Raw genomic sequence first — 20,397 nt, forward strand, 5'->3', positions numbered from 1 at the left:
AATAGGAGTATATTAAAATTGTAGGTAGTGATTTCGGAGTTTCCGAAAAGAAAAATGAGTAATAGAATGTTGATACAAAAAGACAGAGAGTAAGGAGGAACAGCAGGATGAGTGATCTCAGCAATACACAATTCTTTCAGGTAGAACCGGGACCGCAGATTTCAGCCGGAGACATTTTGGAGATTGTGTTCAAGGCGCTGAAAGAAAAAGGATATAATCCGGTAAACCAGATCGTAGGATATATTATGTCGGGAGATCCGACGTATGTTACAAGCTTCAACGGAGCGAGAAGTCTGATCATGAAAGTAGAGAGGGACGAGTTGGTCGAGGAGCTGTTAAAAGCGTATATCGAACATCATTCGTGGGAATAATCAGATATGAGAATTATGGGACTTGATTATGGGGCGAAGACGGTAGGCGTTGCGATCAGCGATGCTCTTTGTCTTACGGCTCAGGCAGTGGAAACGATCGGGAGAAAAGAAGAAAATAAGCTTCGGCGTACTTGTGCGCGGATCGAGGAACTGATCAAAGAATATGATGTGGAAAAGATCGTTCTCGGTCTTCCGAAACATATGAATAACGATATCGGGGAGCGGGCAAACAAGTCGATTGAATTTGGCGAGATGTTAAAGCGGCGGACAGGATTAGAAGTGATCATGTGGGACGAGAGACTTACAACAGTAGAGGCAGAACGGACATTGATCGAGAGCAAGGTGCGCCGTGAGAATCGGAAAAAACATATAGACCAGATCGCCGCAGTGTTTATCCTGCAGGGATATCTGGATTTGATGCATATGAAAAAACAGGCAGAATAGGTGAATCTGTCGGTTTTTGCAATGGCGACCGCTAACAATCCCGGAATTTGCCTTTTGGCAATTCCGGTGATTCGTGCACAATACCGAGATTGAAAAAGAAAAGGACGTAAGGGATTCGGATATGGAAAAAGTTAGATTTGCATTTGCAGACGGAAATGGTGAAGATGAATTTTTTGTGCTTGAAGAAACAAAGATCAACGGAAGTGCATATATCCTTGTTACGGAATCAGAGGACGATGACGCGGAGTGTCTGATCCTGAAAGATGTGCAGGATGAAGCGACCGGAGAGAGCGTCTATGAGATTGTTGAGGACGACAGGGAATTGCAGGCAGTTTCCAAAGTTTTTGAGGAACTACTTGAAGATGTAAGTATTGAGCTGTAGAAGAATATTATATTGTATGCAATGAAAATTTCCGAGAGATTCCGATGGATATATTGAACTGTTTGACGCCAGAACAAGGGCAAGCAATCGGGAAGGTGTCCGTCGGATGTTTTTGGTGAGGATAGAATGAAAAAAAACAGGACAGAGGAACTGCTCAAGGAAAAGCTGAGAGAAAAAGGGCTGAAAGTTACGAATCAGAGAATTCTGATCCTCTCAGCGCTGGAGCAGAATAAAGGCAGGCATTTGACTGCAGAGGATATTTATGAGCTCGTGACACAGGATCACCCTGAGATCGGATTGGCGACTGTCTACCGCACGATCCAACTTTTATGGGATATGCAGCTCATAGACAAGATTAATTTGGATGAGGGGTGTGTGCGTTATGAGATCGGACACCTGCTGGACGGGGAAGAAAGACATAACCATCACCATCTTATATGCAGAACATGTAATAAAGTCATCCCTTTCGATGAGGATCTTCTTGAAGAAGCAGAACGTCACATCGAACGCACGACAGGATTTCATGTTCTCGACCACGAGGTAAAGTTTTACGGAATATGCAAAGAATGCATGAAAAAAGGAAAATAGAGGAGGTGTTTGTTTTTTGAAAAAACAGAATAATGGAAAACTGCGTATCATACCGCTTGGAGGCTTAGAGCAGATTGGTATGAATATTACTGCCTTTGAATATGAAGACAGTATCGTTGTCGTGGACTGCGGTCTTGCGTTCCCGGAGGACGATATGCTTGGAATCGATCTTGTGATTCCGGATGTGACATATTTGAAGGATAATGCGTCGAAAGTGAAAGGTTTTGTTATCACGCATGGTCATGAGGATCATATTGGAGCGCTTCCGTATGTGCTCAAAGAGATCAATCTTCCGATCTACACGACGAAGCTTACGATGGGTATTATTGAGAATAAACTAAAGGAACATAATCTTCTTCGGACGACGAAACGGAAAGTTGTCCGTCACGGGCAGTCGATCAATCTTGGAAAGTTTCGGATTGAATTTATTAAAACGAATCACAGTATTCAGGATGCATCCGCTCTTGCGATCTATTCACCTGCCGGAGTTGTGATCCATACCGGAGACTTTAAAGTAGATTATACGCCGGTGTTCGGAGATGCGATCGATCTGCAGCGGTTTGCAGAGATCGGCAAGAAGGGCGTACTTGCATTGATGTCAGATAGTACGAATGCGGAGCGGCGCGGATTTACCCAGTCGGAAAAGACGGTAGGCATTACGTTTGACCATATTTTTGCAGAGCATCAGAATACAAGACTGATTATCGCTACGTTTGCATCGAATGTAGATCGTGTGCAGCAGATCATCAACTCGGCGTACAAGTACGGACGAAAAGTTGTTGTGGAAGGGCGCAGTATGGTGAATATCATTGCGACTGCGTCGGAACTTGGATATTTGAATGTGCCGGAAAACACATTGATCGAGATTGATCAGATGAAGAATTATCCGCCGGAAAAAATGGTGCTTATTACAACAGGAAGTCAGGGAGAGTCGATGGCAGCTCTGTCCAGAATGGCAGCGGATGTGCACAGAAAAGTGACGATCCAGCCGAACGACACGATTATCTTCAGTTCGAATCCGATCCCCGGAAATGAGAAGTCTGTTTCCCGTGTGATCAATGAACTTTCTTCGAAGGGAGCAGAAGTTATTTTTCAGGATGCTCATGTGTCGGGACATGCCTGTCAGGAAGAATTGAAGCTGATCTATTCCCTTGTAAAGCCGAAATATGCGATTCCGGTTCATGGAGAGTACAGGCATTTGAAAGCGAATGCAGAAGTGGCAAAATCACTCGGTATTCCGAAAGAAAACGTATTTATCATCCAGTCCGGCGATGTGCTTGAATTATGTGATGACAGTGCAAAAGTGGTAGATAAAGTCCATACAGGCGCAATTCTCGTAGACGGACTCGGAGTCGGTGACGTAGGAAATATTGTGCTTCGGGACAGACAGCATCTGGCGGAAGATGGAATCATCATTGTTGTGCTTACTCTTGAGAGAAGAACGAACCGTCTGCTTGCAGGTCCGGATATTGTATCCCGCGGTTTTGTTTATGTGAGAGAATCGGAAGAACTGATGGACGATGCGAGAAAAGCGGTGTCTGATGCTTTGGACAAATGTCTTACCGGACGCCATACGGATTGGAATAAGATTAAACTTGTGATCCGTGACTCCATGAATGACTATATATGGAAAAAGACAAAGAGGAAACCGATGGTGATTCCGATCATCATGGATGTGGATGTGTAGATTATGATAGTAGATGAACGTATTGTTACATTCATCAATTCGCTTGATACGAAAAACAGTGAAATATTAGAAGTTATTGAGAGAGAAGCTCTGGATGACAATGTGCCGATCATACGGCGCGAGATGCAGAGCTTCCTCAAGGTGCTTCTCCTGGTGAAAAAACCTATGCGCATTCTGGAAGTGGGAACTGCCGTAGGTTTCTCTGCGTTATTGATGAGTGAATATACACCGGAAGAATGTACGATCACGACGATCGAAAACTATGAAAAAAGAATCCCGATTGCGAGACAAAATTTTGTTCGGGCAGGGAAAGAAAACAGGATCACACTGATAGAAGGCGATGCAATGGAAGTGCTTGGAACGTTGAAAGAATCTTATGATTTTATCTTTATGGATGCGGCGAAAGGGCAGTACATTCATTATTTTCCTGAAGTGATGCGGCTGCTGTCCGACGGCGGTCTTCTTGTATCAGATAATGTGATGCAGGACGGAGATGTGATCGAGTCGCGCTTTGCGGTAGAACGGAGAGATCGGACGATCCATGCGCGAATGAGGGAATATTTGTATGAATTAAAACATAACGATGAACTTGTGACATCGATCGTTCCTTTGGGAGACGGTGTGGCGCTGAGTGTGAAAAAAGAGGTAGGAGAAAGAGGATAATATGAGCAGACATCCTGAATTATTGATTCCGGCAAGCAGTCTGGAAGTGTTGAAAACTGCAGTTATTTTCGGAGCAGATGCTGTCTATATTGGAGGCGAAGCATTCGGACTGCGGGCAAAAGCGAAGAATTTTTCGATGGAAGAGATGAGCGAGGGCATTCAATTTGCCCATGAGCATAATGTGAAGGTCTATGTGACTGCAAATATTTTGGCACATAATGATGATCTTGACGGTGTCAGGGAATATTTTAAAGAATTAAAAGAAATTAAACCGGATGCGCTGATCATTGCAGATCCGGGGGTGTTTGAGATCGCTAAAGAGATCTGCCCTGAGATTGAAAGGCATATAAGCACACAGGCAAATAATACGAATTATGCGACATATAATTTTTGGTATAAACAGGGAGCGAGCCGTGTTGTATCTGCCAGGGAACTGTCGATGGAAGAGCTGAAAGAACTTCGCGCAAATATTCCGGCGGATTTGGAAATCGAGACATTTATCCACGGAGCAATGTGTATCTCTTATTCGGGAAGATGCCTTTTGAGCAATTATTTTACGGGAAGAGATGCGAACAGGGGAGCATGTACTCATCCGTGCCGTTGGAAATATGCGGTTGTAGAAGAAAAAAGACCCGGAGAGTATCTTCCGGTTTATGAAAATGAAAGAGGAACTTATATTTTTAATTCGAAAGACCTTTGTATGATTGAGCATATACCGGAGCTGATCGATGCAGGGATCGACAGTCTTAAGATTGAAGGCAGAATGAAAACTGCTTTATATGTGGCGACGGTTGCAAGGACGTACCGTAAAGCGATCGATGACTATAAGAAAGATCCGAAACTGTATGAACAGAATATGCCGTGGTATAAAGAACAGATCTCTAATTGTACTTATCGTCAGTTTACAACCGGATTTTTCTTCGGGAAACCGGATGAAACGACACAGATCTATGACAGCAACACATATAATAAAGAGTACACCTATCTTGGAATCGTCGGGGAGGTTCGGGACGGACTTTGCCGGATTGAGCAGAGAAATAAATTTTCTGTCAAAGAGACGATCGAGATCATGAAACCGGACGGCAGAAATACGGAAGCAGAGGTGCGGCGTATTATCAATGAAGAAGGCGGGGAACAGGAAAGCGCACCCCACTCGAAACAGGTTCTTTATGTCGAACTAAGTGAAACTCCTGATGTGTATGATATTTTGCGAAGAAAAGAAGACGTATCAGAACAGATGTAAAAACAGCTCCGGCGCTGTGGAACAAAAACGAAAAGAAAAAGAGAATAATCTTCATAGTGATACCGGGGAAAACCGGAACGAAAGCAGCATAGAAGAGGATGTATACAGCATCTTCGTCTATGCTTTTTTGTAATGGCGGCCATTTACATCCCGGAATACGTCTTTTTGCATTTCCGGTGATTTGATGTTAGGAGAAGGCAGGTGAAACGGGAGAATATAAGAGATAAAAAGGCAAGGGGGGAAAGTGTGGAAAAAACGGCAGAAAAAAGGGCAGAAAAAAAGTGGAAAATAATGAAAAAAAGTAAAGCGTTAAGCGGCGAAAAATGATATAATAAAATTTGGTAGTATCCTATAAAAATATGAGAAAAGAAAGGAAGAAGTTTATGGCAGGAAAGGTAGTGAAAAAACTGCTTGCAGGGGTTCTTACCGTTGCCATTGTGATACCGGGAAATTTCGTTCCGGCACAGGCAGCAGAAGAGCCGCAGGAAGACTACCTCATCTATCCGAATCCACATAAGGTGGAGTATCAGCAAGGGGATTATATTCTGGGAAAAGAATTGAATGTAATCTATGACAAAGGAATTGATGAGGCAACAAAAGACCGTCTGCAAGAGGCGGCGGACCTCAAAGGTCTTGAGGTGAATGAAGCAGAGCAGCCGAAGGAAGGCACAACCAATGTATATGTTGGTGTGCATGGACAGGATGGAACGGCGGAAGATTATATTACAGCAGAATATCAGCCGGAAGAGTCTTTGTTCGGAAAGACAGATTCTTATTTTTTGGCAAGTGATGAGAATGTGATCTCTGTACTTGGAAAAGATGCAGATGCTGCATTTTACGGTCTGACTACGCTGTATCATATTTTTGCGCAGACAGACAGCCTGACGATCCGTAATTTTGAGATCGAGGATTATGCGGATGTAGTAAGCCGTGGTTTTATAGAAGGCTACTACGGAAATCCGTGGTCAACGGAAGATCGTGTGAACTTGATGAAATGGGGAGGATATTACAAGTTAAACGCCTATTTCTATGCGCCGAAAGACGATCCGAAGCATCGTACACAGTGGGACGAACTTTACACGGAAGCAGAGCTGGCGAGCAAGATCAGACCGCTGGCGGAAGCCGGCAATGAATCAAAATGCCGTTTCGTCTACGCGCTTCATCCGTTCCCGCAGGGAAATCATCTTCGTTTTGATGATAATTACGAGGCGGATTTAGCGAAACTTCAGGCGAAGTTTAAACAGGTGATCGATCAGGGCGTGCGTCAGATCGCAATCCTTGCAGACGACTTTTGGAATCCGGGAGGAGCGAATGGAGTACGTCTGTTAAACGATATGACGGCATGGCTTGAAGAAGTGAAGAAAGAATATCCTGATATGAAAATGACGATCCCGTATGTTCCGTATGATTATATGGGCAACGGAAGCAGTGCGGAACTTCAGACTCTGAAACAGGCGCCGGATAATGTTCAGATCGTTATGACAGGCGGAAGAGTTTGGGGAGAAGTAACGGACAACTTTACTTCTACGTTTACGGGCAATGTCGGACGCGGACCGTTCATGTGGATCAACTGGCCGTGTACGGATAACTCTAAGAAACACCTGATCATGGGAGGATATGATACGTTCCTTCATCCTGGAGTAGAGCCTTCTAAGATTCAGGGAATTATGCTCAACCCGATGCAGCAGTCAGAGCCGAGCAAAGTCGCTATTTTCGGTAATGCAGATTACGCATGGAATATCTGGGAGACAAAAGAAGAGGCAGACCGGTCTTGGAATAACGCGTTTTCATTTGTAGATCATAATTCGGCAGTTCCGAATGGGGCAAGCGACGCGCTTCGTGAGATGTCAAAACATATGATCAATCAGGCGATGGATTCTCGTGTAACGGCATTGCAGGAATCGGTTGTGCTGAAAGAACAGTTAAATGCATTCAAAGAGAAGCTGGAAGCGGAGACACTTACGGCTGAAGATGTAGATGCAGTGATCGCAGAATTTGAAGTGCTTCAAAATGCGTCAAAGACGTATCGGGCAAGTGGAAATGAGGCGATCAAAGGTCAGATCGTATACTGGCTGAACTGCTGGGATGATACGACAGAGGCGGCAATCGCATACTTAAACGGTGTAAAGAGCGCTCTGGAAGGAGACGTTTCTTCTGTGATCAGCTATAATACAGCAGGGAAGACAGCATTTGACCGTTCGAAAACATATGACTTTTTATATGTAGATCATCAGGAATACGCAGAGGTTGGCGTACAGCACATTGTTCCGTTTATCAATACACTGGCAGAATATGTATCTGCAAAAGCGGAGACAGCGGTTAATCCTGATAAAGTGATTCAAAAATATATCACAAGCAGAAAAGATACGCCGGAAGGCGCAAAAGAGAATCTTTTTGACGGCGATGAGTCTACAAAGATTATTTACAAGACTCCGAATTCACTTTCAAAAGATGATTATATCGGTGTGGAATATAATAAAATGATCGATATTGACAGTATTCGCTTTATTCTTGGAACGGGAAAAAATCATTTTGAACATGCGAAACTGCAGTATATGACAGAAGACGGAACCTGGACAGATCTGACCCTGACAGGTATGGAAAATAATTTTGTCGGCGAGCAGGGAAAAGTTCAGGATATCAATGTGAAGGAAGCAAACCTTCCGAGTGATCTGAAAGCAAAAGGAATCCGTCTTATCGCAACAGCGGCGAATGTAAACGACTGCTGGCTTGAGATCTCGGAAATTCAGATTAATAAAAAAGAAGTGGCTTCCGCAGACACAGAGCGTTACACGGGAGATGTGACATTCAGTGAAATTTCTACACAGGGGAACGATCATACAGCAGCAAAAATGTTTGACGGGGATCTGTCTACAGAGATGTGGATCGCGAAAGAACCATATAGCGGTGCGGACAAGGATAAAATCGCGGCAGGCGCTTATATTCAGGTTACATTCCCGGAAGCAAAACAGATCGGAAGCATAAGAATGACGCAAGGAAAGTCATCTGCAGGAGATGTGTTTAAAAAAGTAGAAATACAGTACAGCACAGACGGACAAAGCGGCTGGAAGAACGCCGGAGAGTTTACAAATGCGAAAGATCAGACAGTAAACTTTACAGTAACTGATCAGATCAAAGCCATCCGTCTTGTGAACAAAGAGCAGACAGCAGGCTGGGTACGCGTCGGTGAATTAGATATCCGTGCGCCGAAGAATCCGGGTCAGGCAGGAACAACAGAGAATATTTATACAAATGTGAAAAATCACGAAATGCTCGGAACAACAGAAGCAGGAATGTCTTCTTTACAGCCGGGAACGATCAGTTTGGAAAAAGATCAGTATATCGGCGTTGATTTAAAGAACATTAAAGCGATCGAGAACATTGCAGTGAAAGCGGGAGATAATGCAAATGTGAAACTGCAAAGTTCTATGAACGGAGTAATCTGGACTGACGTTGATGCAGGAGCGTTGGAAGACGCGAGATATGTAAGACTTTACAATGCCGGAAATGAGACACAGGATGTTGCAGTTGAAGAATTCAAAGTAACATATGCGTTTATCGGAGAGAAAACAGTTGAAAGTGATTTCGCGCAGAGTGATTCTGCAAGTGATATGCGCAGCAACGGAAAAGTAGGAAATGTATTCGACGGAGATTTAGCTACGTTTGGCAAGATCACAGGAACACAGGATGAAGGGAAAAAGATCGTATTCGATCTCGGACAGACTGTGAATTTTGAATCATTCAGATATTATGTAAAAGAGACAAGTCTTGACTTTTTAAGACATGCAAAATTCGAAGTTGCGGACAGCAAAGAGGCTGCAGACGATCAGTGGACAAAGATCCTCGAAGTAGGAAATGAGGCAGCGGTTCAGATATCGTCTAATGCAACAGCAAAAGACGCCGACTATTTGACTCATGATACTACAAATCCGGGAAATATGTATGCAGAAGCAACCGGATTGAATGCATCAGGACGTTATTTGAGAATCGTACCGTTGACAACATATACACAAAGATGGGTTGAACTGTATGAACTTCAGATTAACGGCGGAGCATACATGACAATAGAGTCGAACAAAGACATCGTGTCAGAAGTGACGGAAGAAGCGGGCAAGATCCCGTCAAATGTATTCGACGGAAATTTTGCGACAACATATAAACCATCTGCTGCAAACGGTTCATTTACATATCGTATCAGCAGACCGGATCAGAGAACGATTCGTATCGTTCAAAACGGAAAAGTATCGAATGCGGATGTAAAAGCAGTTCTTTATAAAGACGGAGTAAAACAAGAAGCAGTCACGATCGGAAAACTGAATCAGACGATCAATGAATTTGCTGTTGCAAAAGACAGCCAGATCTTGGAAGTCGTTGTAACATGGGCGGAAGATATTCCTGAAATTTCTATTATAAAGACAAGCGAAAATGAAAAAGCTGCAGTTGATAAAAATGCGCTGAATGAGGCGATTAAAAAGCAGATCAACGATAAGTGGACGGCAGGCAGCAAGCAGGCGGTGACGGAAGCAAAAGCGACAGCGGAAGAAATCTCGGCAAATGACTACGCGACACAGGAAGTTGTAAATCTGGCAGAAAAAGCGCTTCTTGCCGCACATAAAAACGCAGTTGTCAAAGGAGATGTTACCGAATTAGAAAATGCACTGAATCATGTGAAAGCAGGAAAAGAAAATGTAGGAACAGAAGAAGCTCCTGTTTATGTAGAGATCTATTCTGCGAGAACGTATGCGTCATATGAGTCGGTAATAAATGAGATTCGGGAAGCTCTGAAAGATAAAGAAAATGTTTCCGAGAAGAAAGTGGAAGATCTGACAGAGAAACTTAAGAAAGCTGACGCGGCTTTAGAATATTCACTGATCCAGAGAGAGCTGGCGGAAACAGAATTAGAAAACGCAGTAAACTATAATGAGGATGATTACACAACTGCTTCTTACAAAGCATATACAGATGCGAAAGCGGCGTTAGATGCGCTTGTGAAAGCAGATAAGGCAGAGCGTAACAATCCGAAAGAAATCTATGCTGCACGAAATGTTTTTGTACAGACAGAAGAAGGTCTTGTTAATGTAGCTGCATTGAAAGCAAAACTTGCAGAAGTTGGGGAACTGGATGAAAAGCTTTATACGGCAGACAGTTGGAACGTACTTCAGGATGTAGTGAAGGATGCGGAGTCCTGTCTGGAAAACGGAACAAAAGATCAGGTAGATAAAGCAGTTTCTGATCTGGAAAATGCAGTGAATGGTCTGGTGGAAAAAACAGAAACGACCGTGGATGATGTCATTGCAGAAATGGAAAAAGTAAACGGTAAAGATTACACAGAAGTAAGTTTCGGTGTGCTTCAGGATGCCATCAGCAAAGCAAAAGCAGATAAAGATCAGAATGATCCGGCGTTAGATCAGGCAAATATCGCTGCAATGAAAGAAGCGAAAGCGGCGCTTGTAAGTATCGTAGATTTGAAGGCGGCTATTAATGAAGCGGCGCAGCACAAAGAAGGGAATTACACAGCAGGTTCTTATAAACTGTTGAAAGATGCTGTGACAACTGCAGAACCGTTGAAAGAAAACGGTACGAAAGAAGAGGTTGCCAATGCGGTGTCAGCAATTCGTGCGGCAATCAAGGGACTGGAAAAACGTGCGGCTGGTTTGGATGAATACAGAGATTCTATTGTATTGAAGAAACCGGAAGGTTATACAGAGGAAAGCTATGCGGCATATAAAAAGGCGTACGATGCGCTGATGGCTCTGGATTCGAAGGAGACAACGGCGGAAATGTTTGCAAATGCGAAATCTGCCTTTGAGGCTGCACAAGCAGGACTTGTAAAGAAAGGAAGCAGTGAGAATACGGGAAGCTCTTCAAATGGAGCAATTACAAACGGAGCGGTTGCAACCGGAGATACAATGAACGTTTCAGCATTAGCAGGCTTATTCTTGTCACTTTTGATGATTGCAGCGCTTATGAAACGTAAAACATTCTTTCGCCTTTTTGGAAAAGATGAATAGAAATCAGAATTGATTAAAAGGATAATATCAAAAGGATGTAAGATAATTTGAATTTAAGAATCGCCAGTTCGGGCAGTGATGAAGCCGGAACTGGCGATTCTTTTTTACAATGGCGACCGTTTACAATCCCGGAATGTGCCTTTTGGCACTTCCGGTGATTGCTTTGAATAGCGGACGAACGATGTATATTAAAGGAAGATTTCCGCTTTTTTGTCGCTCTGACAGACTTTGGTTAATTTTTTTACAGTCAGATTCATCTTAAAATCACTGACATATCTGGCTTTCTGTTTACAGAAGCGGACACATTTCATGCAGCCGATACATTTATCATGATCTGTTTTTTTCGGATTATCAGGAGAGATTGCTCCTGCCGGACAGATCTTGGCACAGGCGCCGCACTCAGTGCAAAGGGAAACATCAGCCTTCGGGAAAAGGACGTTTTTGCCATATTTTCTATAAGGAGTATTTCCCGGTACTTTCAGATTGAAGGAAGCAAAAGATTCTTCCTTTTTAATGATTCGATTCAGTGAAACGCCGTATTCGGAAGCTGTCTTTAAATCTGCTTTGTTCGGACGTCTTGCACCGATGGAGTTCACGATGGAATGTTCGGTCGGAAAAGCTGCGGCTCCGATGACTTTGAAGCCTCTTTTTTCGACTTCGGTTTTTAATTCTAAAAGAGCGTCTTCATATGCGCGGCATCCGTATGTAGCGACAAGGGCGGCGGGAGTTCCGCTGCCGGAAAACAGATCGAGATATTCGAGAAAGAGCGCCGGAACACGACCGTAGTATACGGGAATCGCAAACAGGGCGAAGTCGTTTGGCGCAAATTTTGCGACAGGTTTCAGATCTTTTTTGATCGTAAGGTCAAAAGAGACTGATTTCAGATCAATACTTCTTGCCGTCTCCATAACGACTTTGTGAGTCGTTCCTGTAGGGCTGAAATAAATAAGTTTTAATTCGTTCATTTTCATAAATCAACAGACTCCTTTGTAAGTAATATTACAATGATATCATAATGCGGGTGAAAATGCACGAAGAAAAAACGATATACCAAGCCGGCTCTTTTTAGGCGCTCTTCAGATCTTCTTTGGCTCTTTTTTGAGATATTCTGTTGTCAGTGCATTTTTGTTTGACTGGGTAAGAAGAAAACTATACAATAAATATAATAGAAAGTACTTAGGAGGGAAAAGATTATGAAATGTCAGTATTGTGGCAGTGAAATTCCTGATGATGCTGTTTTTTGTCCCGAGTGCGGACAGCGGCAAGAAGACCATTCAACCGATATAGATTATCCCGCAGGTTTGAATGAGGGATCACAGCAGGAGCTGGAAGAACAGTTAAATCAAGAACCGGAGCAGAAGTCAGGCGAAGGGTTCGAGCAAGGGCCGGATCAAGAAATGGAGCAGAAGTTAGAGCAAGAGTTACAGAGAGAGCTGCAAAAAGTGTTAGAGCAAGAGCCGGAGAAAGAGTCAACGAAGAAAGCTTGTCCGGTATGCGGCACAGTACTGGGAGACGGGGATTTGTTTTGTCCGGAGTGCGGTGCGCAGATTTCGCCTTCCCGAATGCCGGTTAAGGAAGTTCCTCCGGTGAAGAAAAAAGGAAAAACGCCGATTATTGTTGCGGGAGTGATCGGAGGAATCCTTCTGATTGCTGTTGTCGCCGTTGTGTTGGTGCTGGTTTTCAGAAGAGAAGATGAAGCGCCGTCAATCGATTCGATTGAACAGGAGATTGTGGAGCCGTCGGATGAGGATGTTTTGTCAGATGCAGATTTTAATCTTTTGGATGAAGATGAATTGTATTTTGAAGGGTTTGTGAAGAAAACGGAAAACGGAGATTATATTCTGCGTTTGGATGAGGAATATACATTTTACGGAGAAGATTTTTACGGAGATAATATTTTGCTGGAAAATGTGCGGAACATCCATATTGACCAATCTGTCCTTCCGGAAAAGATGCTTGACAGTATAAAATCAAATCAGACGGTTGAGGTGGACGGACAGTTATATATTGATAATGAAACATTGTATATAAGTCCATTTTTTATCTGGGATGAAGACGGAGAAGACCTGATAGAGACATTTGAAAAATCACAGTCTGAGGATGAACTTTTGAACAAAGATTATATTCTTCCGCAGAGCGGTTCCCGTCTTTTGACGGAAAGTGATGTGGCGGGAATGGATATCCGCGAGATCAATTACGCAAAAAATGAGATTTATGCAAGACATGGACGCATGTTCCAATCAGCTGAACTGCAGAATTATTTTAATAGTAAGAGCTGGTATTACGGTACAGTCAGCCCGGAAGATTTTGATAATTCCATGCTCTCCGAAGTTGAGCGGAAGAATGCAGATTTTCTGTCACAGATTGAGTTTGGTATGGACCCGAAAGGGTATCAGCTGGATGCACAGTGATGACTAAAGGATATGAAACTATGAAAAAGAGAGTAAGGTTCTTCCTGGTTTTGATGTTTGCCGGTTTTAGCGTTTTGGGATGCGCAAGGAAACAGACCGGTGATTCTTCGGAAGGACACGAAGCTTTAAAAGAGTCGGATGTTATCACAGAACGTGAAGAATCACAAAAACGCAAAACTTCGTCGGAAGATCAAGATGCGGAGGAGCACAATGTTTCAGATCAGGATAAACAATCGAATGAGAAAGAAGGATCTGAGAAAAAAGGAATTCTGATTGCCATCGATCCAGGACATCAAAGTCCGAATATAGACATGAGCGGGCAAGAACCGAATGCTCCGGGATCGGGGGAATTGAAGCAGAAGTCTGCAGGAGGGACTACCGGCAGATTTACCGGGATACCAGAATATGAATTAAACCTTGAGATTGCTCTGAGACTTCGGGACTGTCTGGTCGAGCAGGGATATGATGTGATCCTGACCCGGGAAAACAATGAGATTGCTATAAGTAATGCAGAAAGGGCGTGCCTTGCTAATGATGCCGGGGCAGATTTTTCTTTACGAATCCATGCAAATGGAAGTGAAGATCCGGCTGTAAACGGCGCAATGGCATTGATAGGATCTGCTGAAAATCCTTATGTGGGGAGCTTTTACGAGGAAAGTTATTGTCTGGCGGAACAGATTTTGAATTCTTATTGCAGTTCTACAGGAATGCAAAATCTCGGCATCCGATGCAATGATACAATGACAGGGATTAACTGGAGCCGGATACCGGTTGTTATAATTGAAATGGGATTTATGACGAACGAGCAGGATGATATAAATATGGCGGATGATTCGTATCGGGAATTGATGGTCAACGGGATCACGGAAGGGATCAATGCCTATTTTGGCTTTTGATTTCGAAGATTATGATGTAAGGGAGCAGAATATGCGTAGAAATGTTTTCAGATACAGACTGTTCTATATTTTATCGGTTCTTCTTGTGACGGCGGCTTTTACACTTACTGCCTGTCATGAAGAAGAGCCTGTAAAGGAAAAGAAAGAGAAAGAGCAGGAAAACAGGCAGGAGATTCCGATTAAAAGAGTGGAGCCTGAGGAGGCGGAAGAGAAAGCAGAGGAGTCTTCTTTGGCGTTGGATGATTTGAACGGTCAGATTCGGCAGATCATTGCGCCTGTTGAAAGTACCGGGGCCTTCGTTTCGGTATATGTGGAAAATCTTTCTTCGGAAGAAAAAACTTCTGTCAATAATTGTCAGATGCAGGCGGCGAGCCTGATCAAGCTTTATATTGCAGGCTGCGTATATGAGCAGATGCCGCTGATGCAAGAACAGGAGGCGTACACCGGAGAAACGGAAGAGCTTTTGCGGTTGATGATTACGGTCAGTGACAATGAGTCGGCGAATATGCTTGTTCGGAAACTCGGTTTTGGAGATGCTTCGGCAGGAATGGAAGCGGTGAATGCATTTTGCCGATCTCATGAGTTTACAGATACGCATATGGGAAGACTGCTGTTAGCTCCGAATGATGTGGATGACAATTATACATCTGTGAATGACTGTGGGAAGTTTCTTCGGGAAATAAACGGAAATGTTTTGGCGGGATCTGAAAAGATTCTTTCTCTGATGAAACAGCAGGAACGTACAGGTAAGATTCCGGCAGGCGTGCCTGCCAATGTTGAGACTGCAAATAAGACTGGAGAACTTTCGGATGTGGAAAATGATGCGGCGATTATTTTCGGTGAAAATGGAGCGTATACTGTTTGCGTGATGACGAGTAATCTGTCAGATCCTTTTGCGGCGCGTACGATGATTACGGAACTGTCTGCGCAAGTTTATCGGTATATGTGCCCTTAGCGTTTCATCGGGATTGCGTTTTTGGAACAGGGATAAACAGGGATATATAAAAACCTCCAGGAGGTTCGCTTGTTTAGCGGCCGCTTGGAGGTTTCTTTTACGTTGTTCTATTTTGGTATATCAAGTTCCGTGATGGCGTTTTTAGGATTAGATCAATCCGTTGTAACGGTTGTAAGCCATGCAGATACTGTTTGTGTTTTTGATGATAATATTCATGGCGATGAAAGGACCGATTCCGCAGAGGAACGCTCCAAAGATAAGCCATAACAAAATCGTTGTTCCGTTTTCTGAAAATGACAAACCATAACGCGGCGCGTTAGCGGCAAGACGGTTTCCGAGAGAATACTCCCACCACCAACTGTAAATTCCACATGTTACGATAGAAAGAAGAATAAACTGCACTAATCCTCCGGTTGTTTTTCCATCTCCGGCACAAGCTGTATTTACATCGCGGGCAACAGTATATATGAAGTAATAACCGTAAATTCCGCATGTGATAATTGAAAGAACGATGTAGCCGAGCAGTCCGCGGTCGGTTTTTAGTGGTGTAACGCCGGGACCGGAATAGTTGGAACCGGAGCCTTGATTGTTATAATTTGTTCCTTGATTATAATAGTTTGTTCCCATATTTTGTCCCCCGTAGTTTGTGTTATTTTGCGCGCTGCCGTTTTGTGCGCCATTGTTTTGTGCACCGCCGTTTTGTGTAGTATTGCTTTGTGCGTTGCTGTTTTGGCTGTCCTGTGTTGTTCCGCATGTCTGGCTGTTACGGGTAAAGCCGTTGACAGAGGATGCAACATTTGACAGATCAGGCGTCATTCCTGCAAGATACAGGAGAATGTACGTGATGCCGACGATCGCGATTGCCGCAGTTAAAGTCAATAACAAAGACGATAAACTCCAGAAAAATGTGTAAAAAGAAAAATAGTATCTGAAGTTTCGGAATAAGGATGTAATAAATCCGATGATTCCGCGCAGAGCGATGATTGCCGTAAGTCCGCATAAGATGATAAAGAAAGTTCTTGTTTTTTCTTTTTCTTTTGTAAATGCGAACATTGCAATGATTACTGCGCTTCCGGCGTAACATGCCATTTCAAGAAAACTTCCCAAACCTTGCAAGACGCTGTCGTAAGAAAAGCTTTGAATACCTGAGATCAGGTTATTTAAAGCGATCACGCTGCAGACGCCTGCCAAAATAAAAAATCCGATTTGTAAAAATTTCTGAATTTCTTCTGTTTTGTCTGCAGCAGTTGTTTTTTGGGGGTTGTTTTCTTCTGTTCCGTAAGATGTTTCGGTAGTTTGTTTTTCAGCAGTATTTTGTGATGGCTCTGTTTTACTTCCGCAGTATGGACAGAATTTTGCGGTGTCTGAAATTTCTCGTCCGCATGTTTTACACTGCATAAAAATCCCTCCTCTTTTTTCATTTTTTAGTAAAAAGATTAGAAATCAATGAAAAGATTGCTCCGTTTTCCGGGTGAAAAACTACGATGGTGTCGGATGGATCCAGCATTCGCCAAATGTATACAGCCAAAAACAGGATGCAAGCGGCTGCCAGTAAAATTTTCTGAATCTTCTTCGGTATCTTATTCCAATAGAGAAAGAGTGCGATCCCGACCGGCAAGATCCAAAAAAGGGGGTGATACTGAAAAGCTCCCGCAAAATCCAGACGAAGTGCGCAAAACCATGCTCTTGACATTCCGCAGCCGGCACAGGAGATTCCGGTCAGAAACAGAATCGGACAGGTGATTCCAAATACCAGTTCTAAGATTAGATAAAATACTGCGATTGTAAAAAGTGCGGTTACATTTTGCCATTTTTTCATATAGATTTCTCCCTTATCTCTTCCAGTTTACAATAGTCAAAAAAGGTTGTCAATCTGCGTACATCATTGTGGACGCATAATTTTTGCGGGATATAAAATTGTTTGTTTCAAAATGTTCAGGAGTGCAGATGAGAAAGAGTGTTTGCAGCTCGTTTGAGGTTGACAGAATGGATTGTTTGTATTTTTTGATTATAAATGTAGGAACGATTGGAATTTTTTACGGCGTTTATGGGGCAAAACGCAAGTATGCGGAAGGGATGCTCATGGGGGTTCATCTTCCGGCGTCGGCGGTTGAGACAGAAGAAGTGAAATTGTTTATGGAAGAATACTATAAGAAGACAAAGTGGTTTTATATACTGAATTTGTTGGTGGGAATTGCGGTGTGTGGTGCCTGCTTTTGGTATTTTTCGATTTTTATGATTTTGTGGAGCATATGGCTTGTGGAACTTTCTGTGGGGGCGATTCTTCTATTATATAGGACGCACAGAAAACTGTATGATATGAAAGTGAAAAACGGGTGGATCGGAAGCGGCGGAAGTAAGATCATGACTGCAGATTCGGTGGCGGATACAAAAGTATCTGTACAGTCTGGAAAAATGGGGGTTTCCCCGTTGTGGAACTTGCTGTTTTTAGGACTGATTCTTTTAACTTTTTTGATGCCGCAAGTGAGATTTTATCTGAAACATTCAGAAGACGGGTGGATTTTGATTGGATGTGCACTGGCGGCAGGTCTTGTGTTTGCGGGGATACATGTCGTCATACTTCGGACACAGAATAAAGTATACAGTGAAAAGTCAGAATTAAATCTGGCGGTTAACAGGATGCAGAAAGACGTCTGGTCATGGATCATGATCGGAAGCGGATTTTTTAATACGGCGGCATATCTTGCGATGACATATTCGATGGATGAACATGTATGGATAGGTGAAGAGGGGTATGTGCTCTATATTGTTCTTGAAAGCATACCGGTAGTCCTTTTTGTCGGAGGAGCACTTTATATAAACAAAAGGAGAACGCGTCTTTTACAGGCAAATGCAGCTCCGCTTTATGTTGATGATGACATTTATTGGAAGAATGGATGGTATAATAATCCGAATGACAAAAGACTTCTTGTTCAGGATTGGGCATGTTCATTTAATTATGCGACGAATATGGCGCGCCCGGCAGGAAAAATTTCGCTTGTGGCAGGTATAGTTATTACGATAGCATGTCTTGTGTGGGAATGCGCACTTATGCTTCGGATCGATTTTTCTCCGATGAAGGTGTCTGTTGAATCTGATAAAATTGAGATTACATCCGGTTATTCTGATGTGGAAATTGATTTTGATGAAGTTGAGAGCGTGGAGATCCTTCCGATGCTTCCGAAGGATGAATACAAACGGGTGAATGGATCCAGCGATACGAAGAAGAAGATCGGAAAATTTAAGGGCAGGGAAATCGGGAAATGCCGGATGTACATTTATGTAGGGTGTACGCCTGTTTTGAAAATAGATACTTCAGAAGGGCCGGTATTTGTTAACAGCACAGAAGAAGGAAATGTAGAAAAGTGGTATGAGAAGATTGTACAAGAAAAAAACAGAGCGCGCTCTTGATTTTTAAAAACAGCGGTATTATAATGATGGGCAGAAAGATACGATTGTTTTTCTAAATGAAGGAATGGAGGCACCTTATTATGGAAAAGAAGAATCTTGATTGGGCAAATATAGGATTTCAGTATGTACAGACAGACAAGAGGTATGTTGCGAATTATAAGAATGGAAAATGGGATGAGGGCGGTCTGACAGAGGATGCCAATATTGTGATGAATGAGTGCGCAGGGGTGCTTCAATATGCACAGACTGTGTTTGAAGGTATGAAAGCATATACGACGGAAGACGGGCGTATCGTTACATTCCGCCCGGATCTGAATGCGGCGCGCATGGTTGACTCTGCAAAACGGTTGGAGATGCCTGTTTTCCCTGAGGATCGATTTATTGATGCTGTCGTACAGACTGTTCGGGCAAATGCAGCGTATGTTCCGCCTTATGGTTCCGGAGCATCGCTTTATATCAGACCATATATGTTTGGAATCAATCCTGTGATTGGAGTAAAGCCGGCGGATGAGTATCAGTTCAGAGTGTTTACAACTCCTGTAGGTCCGTATTTTAAAGGAGGAGCGAAGCCGATTACTATTTGTGTGTCTGACTTTGATCGGGCAGCTCCGCGGGGAACGGGACATATTAAGGCAGGATTGAATTATGCAATGAGTCTTCATGCGATCGTTACAGCGCATGCAAATGGATTTGATGAAAATATGTATCTTGATTCGGCAACAAGGACAAAAGTAGAAGAAACAGGCGGTGCAAACTTTATTTTTGTGACAAAAGATAATAAAATAGTAACTCCTCATTCTGATACAATCCTTCCGTCGATTACAAGAAGGTCGATCATGTATGTGGCGGAACATTATCTCGGACTTGAAGTAGAAGAAAGAGATGTGTATTTTGAGGAAGTGAAAGATTTTGCAGAATGTGGTCTGTGTGGAACGGCAGCAGTAATTTCACCAGTCGGAAAAGTTGTAGACCATGGAAAAGAAATCTGTTTCCCGAGTGGAATGGAGAAGATGGGACCTGTTACCCAGAAATTGTATGAGACATTGACAGGAATTCAAATGGGTCATATCGAAGCGCCGGAAGGCTGGCTGAAAGTGATCGAATAGTAGAAAGTTCAAATGAAACAGAAAAAAGCTTCAACAGTCCGTTATTGGAAAAATCCGAAAGCGGACTGTTTTTTTGAGATGGCGACGAGCCGAAGTTCGGGCTTGCCTGATACCTTGGCGATCGTTTACAATCCCGAAAAGTGCCTTTTGATGCTTCCGGTGATTGCAGAAACGTTCATAAATCTGATAAAAATATTATGGAGAAACATTGCCTCGGTCCGGGCAGTGG

General features: G+C 43.1%; 17 protein-coding genes. 14 read left to right on the forward strand and 3 right to left on the reverse strand.

The genetic code is table 11. From position 1 onward, the window contains the following. Window positions 1–107: 107 nt before the first annotated feature. The 8 genes from RCH61_RS05670 (at window position 108) to RCH61_RS05705 (ending at window position 11,389) form a co-directional block, all read left to right on the forward strand. Entirely contained in the window at window positions 108–371 is a 264-nt protein-coding gene (locus tag RCH61_RS05670) for an IreB family regulatory phosphoprotein (RefSeq protein WP_004848083.1), read from the forward strand. Window positions 372–377: 6 nt separating this feature from the next. Beyond that, window positions 378–815 (forward strand): Holliday junction resolvase RuvX, encoded by a 438-nt coding sequence (gene ruvX / locus RCH61_RS05675; RefSeq protein WP_178007896.1) that lies wholly within the window; start codon window positions 378–380, stop codon window positions 813–815. Between the two features lie 121 nt (window positions 816–936). Beyond that, window positions 937–1,197, forward strand: a complete 261-nt coding sequence (locus RCH61_RS05680) for a DUF1292 domain-containing protein (protein WP_178007898.1) — start codon at window positions 937–939, stop codon at window positions 1,195–1,197. Window positions 1,198–1,323: 126 nt separating this feature from the next. After that, window positions 1,324–1,785: a Fur family transcriptional regulator gene (locus tag RCH61_RS05685; protein ID WP_178007900.1), complete on the forward strand. Its 462-nt coding sequence runs from the start codon at window positions 1,324–1,326 to the stop codon at window positions 1,783–1,785. A gap of 16 nt (window positions 1,786–1,801) precedes the next feature. Further along, entirely contained in the window at window positions 1,802–3,472 is a 1,671-nt protein-coding gene (locus RCH61_RS05690; RefSeq protein WP_178007902.1) for a ribonuclease J, read from the forward strand. 3 nt (window positions 3,473–3,475) lie between these two features. Next, complete coding sequence (locus RCH61_RS05695; protein ID WP_178007904.1) at window positions 3,476–4,135, forward strand: O-methyltransferase; 660 nt, start codon at window positions 3,476–3,478, stop codon at window positions 4,133–4,135. A gap of 1 nt (window position 4,136) precedes the next feature. Continuing rightward, complete coding sequence (locus tag RCH61_RS05700; protein ID WP_178007906.1) at window positions 4,137–5,378, forward strand: peptidase U32 family protein; 1,242 nt, start codon at window positions 4,137–4,139, stop codon at window positions 5,376–5,378. A gap of 383 nt (window positions 5,379–5,761) precedes the next feature. Further along, window positions 5,762–11,389 carry a beta-N-acetylglucosaminidase domain-containing protein gene (locus tag RCH61_RS05705; protein WP_178007909.1) on the forward strand — a complete coding sequence of 1,876 codons (5,628 nt, stop codon included), beginning with the start codon at window positions 5,762–5,764 and terminating at the stop codon, window positions 11,387–11,389. 188 nt (window positions 11,390–11,577) lie between these two features. Here RCH61_RS05705 and RCH61_RS05710 read toward each other — a convergent pair whose 3' ends face one another. Continuing rightward, a complete protein-coding gene (locus RCH61_RS05710) occupies window positions 11,578–12,360 on the reverse strand; it encodes an EFR1 family ferrodoxin (RefSeq protein ID WP_178007911.1) in 783 nt (260 codons plus the stop codon). A 222-nt stretch (window positions 12,361–12,582) separates the two neighbouring features. On the opposite strand from RCH61_RS05710, the gene RCH61_RS05715 reads away from it, so the two are divergent. Genes RCH61_RS05715 through RCH61_RS05725 form a run of 3 tightly spaced genes read left to right on the forward strand, consistent with a single transcriptional unit; the run spans window position 12,583 to window position 15,651 of the window. Further along, entirely contained in the window at window positions 12,583–13,800 is a 1,218-nt protein-coding gene (locus RCH61_RS05715) for a YARHG domain-containing protein (protein ID WP_306480101.1), read from the forward strand. A gap of 20 nt (window positions 13,801–13,820) precedes the next feature. Continuing rightward, a complete protein-coding gene (locus tag RCH61_RS05720) occupies window positions 13,821–14,696 on the forward strand; it encodes an N-acetylmuramoyl-L-alanine amidase family protein (protein WP_178007388.1) in 876 nt (291 codons plus the stop codon). Beyond that, the gene (locus RCH61_RS05725; protein WP_306480102.1) at window positions 14,677–15,651 is read left to right on the forward strand and encodes a serine hydrolase; all 975 of its coding nucleotides are present in this window, start codon (window positions 14,677–14,679) and stop codon (window positions 15,649–15,651) included. The genes RCH61_RS05720 and RCH61_RS05725 overlap by 20 nt, the downstream gene beginning before the upstream one ends. Before the next feature lie 147 nt (window positions 15,652–15,798). Here the strand turns inward: RCH61_RS05725 and RCH61_RS05730 are convergent, their stop codons facing one another. Next, window positions 15,799–17,049, reverse strand: coding sequence for a DUF4234 domain-containing protein (locus RCH61_RS05730; protein ID WP_178006206.1), 1,251 nt, complete (start codon window positions 17,047–17,049; stop codon window positions 15,799–15,801). A gap of 19 nt (window positions 17,050–17,068) precedes the next feature. Further along, complete coding sequence (locus tag RCH61_RS05735; protein WP_178006207.1) at window positions 17,069–17,470, reverse strand: DUF2752 domain-containing protein; 402 nt, start codon at window positions 17,468–17,470, stop codon at window positions 17,069–17,071. Window positions 17,471–17,598: 128 nt separating this feature from the next. Here RCH61_RS05735 and RCH61_RS05740 point away from each other — a divergent pair, with 128 nt between their 5' ends. The 3 genes from RCH61_RS05740 to RCH61_RS05750 form a co-directional block, all read left to right on the forward strand. Next, window positions 17,599–19,062, forward strand: coding sequence for a PH domain-containing protein (locus RCH61_RS05740; protein ID WP_306480103.1), 1,464 nt, complete (start codon window positions 17,599–17,601; stop codon window positions 19,060–19,062). Between the two features lie 80 nt (window positions 19,063–19,142). After that, window positions 19,143–20,168: a branched-chain amino acid aminotransferase gene (locus RCH61_RS05745; protein ID WP_178006208.1), complete on the forward strand. Its 1,026-nt coding sequence runs from the start codon at window positions 19,143–19,145 to the stop codon at window positions 20,166–20,168. A gap of 12 nt (window positions 20,169–20,180) precedes the next feature. Continuing rightward, the coding region (locus tag RCH61_RS05750) for a hypothetical protein (protein WP_306480104.1) at window positions 20,181–20,397 on the forward strand (217 nt) is incomplete at its 3' end.

It is taken from the genome of Mediterraneibacter sp. (assembly GCF_030825015.1).
In the GTDB taxonomy this organism is placed as follows: Bacteria; Bacillota; Clostridia; order Lachnospirales; family Lachnospiraceae; genus Mediterraneibacter.

Excerpts from the sequence above, each read along its gene's own strand:
- RCH61_RS05670 (WP_004848083.1), top strand. The coding sequence starts at position 108 with ATGAGTGATCTCAGCAATACACAATTCTTTCAGGTAGAACCGGGACCG.
- ruvX (WP_178007896.1), top strand. The coding sequence starts at position 378 with ATGAGAATTATGGGACTTGATTATGGGGCGAAGACGGTAGGCGTTGCG.
- RCH61_RS05680 (WP_178007898.1), top strand. The coding sequence starts at position 937 with ATGGAAAAAGTTAGATTTGCATTTGCAGACGGAAATGGTGAAGATGAA.
- RCH61_RS05685 (WP_178007900.1), top strand. The coding sequence starts at position 1,324 with ATGAAAAAAAACAGGACAGAGGAACTGCTCAAGGAAAAGCTGAGAGAA.
- RCH61_RS05695 (WP_178007904.1), top strand. The coding sequence starts at position 3,476 with ATGATAGTAGATGAACGTATTGTTACATTCATCAATTCGCTTGATACG.
- RCH61_RS05700 (WP_178007906.1), top strand. The coding sequence starts at position 4,137 with ATGAGCAGACATCCTGAATTATTGATTCCGGCAAGCAGTCTGGAAGTG.
- RCH61_RS05705 (WP_178007909.1), top strand. The coding sequence starts at position 5,762 with ATGGCAGGAAAGGTAGTGAAAAAACTGCTTGCAGGGGTTCTTACCGTT.
- RCH61_RS05710 (WP_178007911.1), bottom strand. The coding sequence starts at position 12,360 with ATGAAAATGAACGAATTAAAACTTATTTATTTCAGCCCTACAGGAACG.
- RCH61_RS05715 (WP_306480101.1), top strand. The coding sequence starts at position 12,583 with ATGAAATGTCAGTATTGTGGCAGTGAAATTCCTGATGATGCTGTTTTT.
- RCH61_RS05720 (WP_178007388.1), top strand. The coding sequence starts at position 13,821 with ATGAAAAAGAGAGTAAGGTTCTTCCTGGTTTTGATGTTTGCCGGTTTT.
- RCH61_RS05725 (WP_306480102.1), top strand. The coding sequence starts at position 14,677 with ATGCCTATTTTGGCTTTTGATTTCGAAGATTATGATGTAAGGGAGCAG.
- RCH61_RS05730 (WP_178006206.1), bottom strand. The coding sequence starts at position 17,049 with ATGCAGTGTAAAACATGCGGACGAGAAATTTCAGACACCGCAAAATTC.
- RCH61_RS05735 (WP_178006207.1), bottom strand. The coding sequence starts at position 17,470 with ATGAAAAAATGGCAAAATGTAACCGCACTTTTTACAATCGCAGTATTT.
- RCH61_RS05740 (WP_306480103.1), top strand. The coding sequence starts at position 17,599 with ATGAGAAAGAGTGTTTGCAGCTCGTTTGAGGTTGACAGAATGGATTGT.
- RCH61_RS05745 (WP_178006208.1), top strand. The coding sequence starts at position 19,143 with ATGGAAAAGAAGAATCTTGATTGGGCAAATATAGGATTTCAGTATGTA.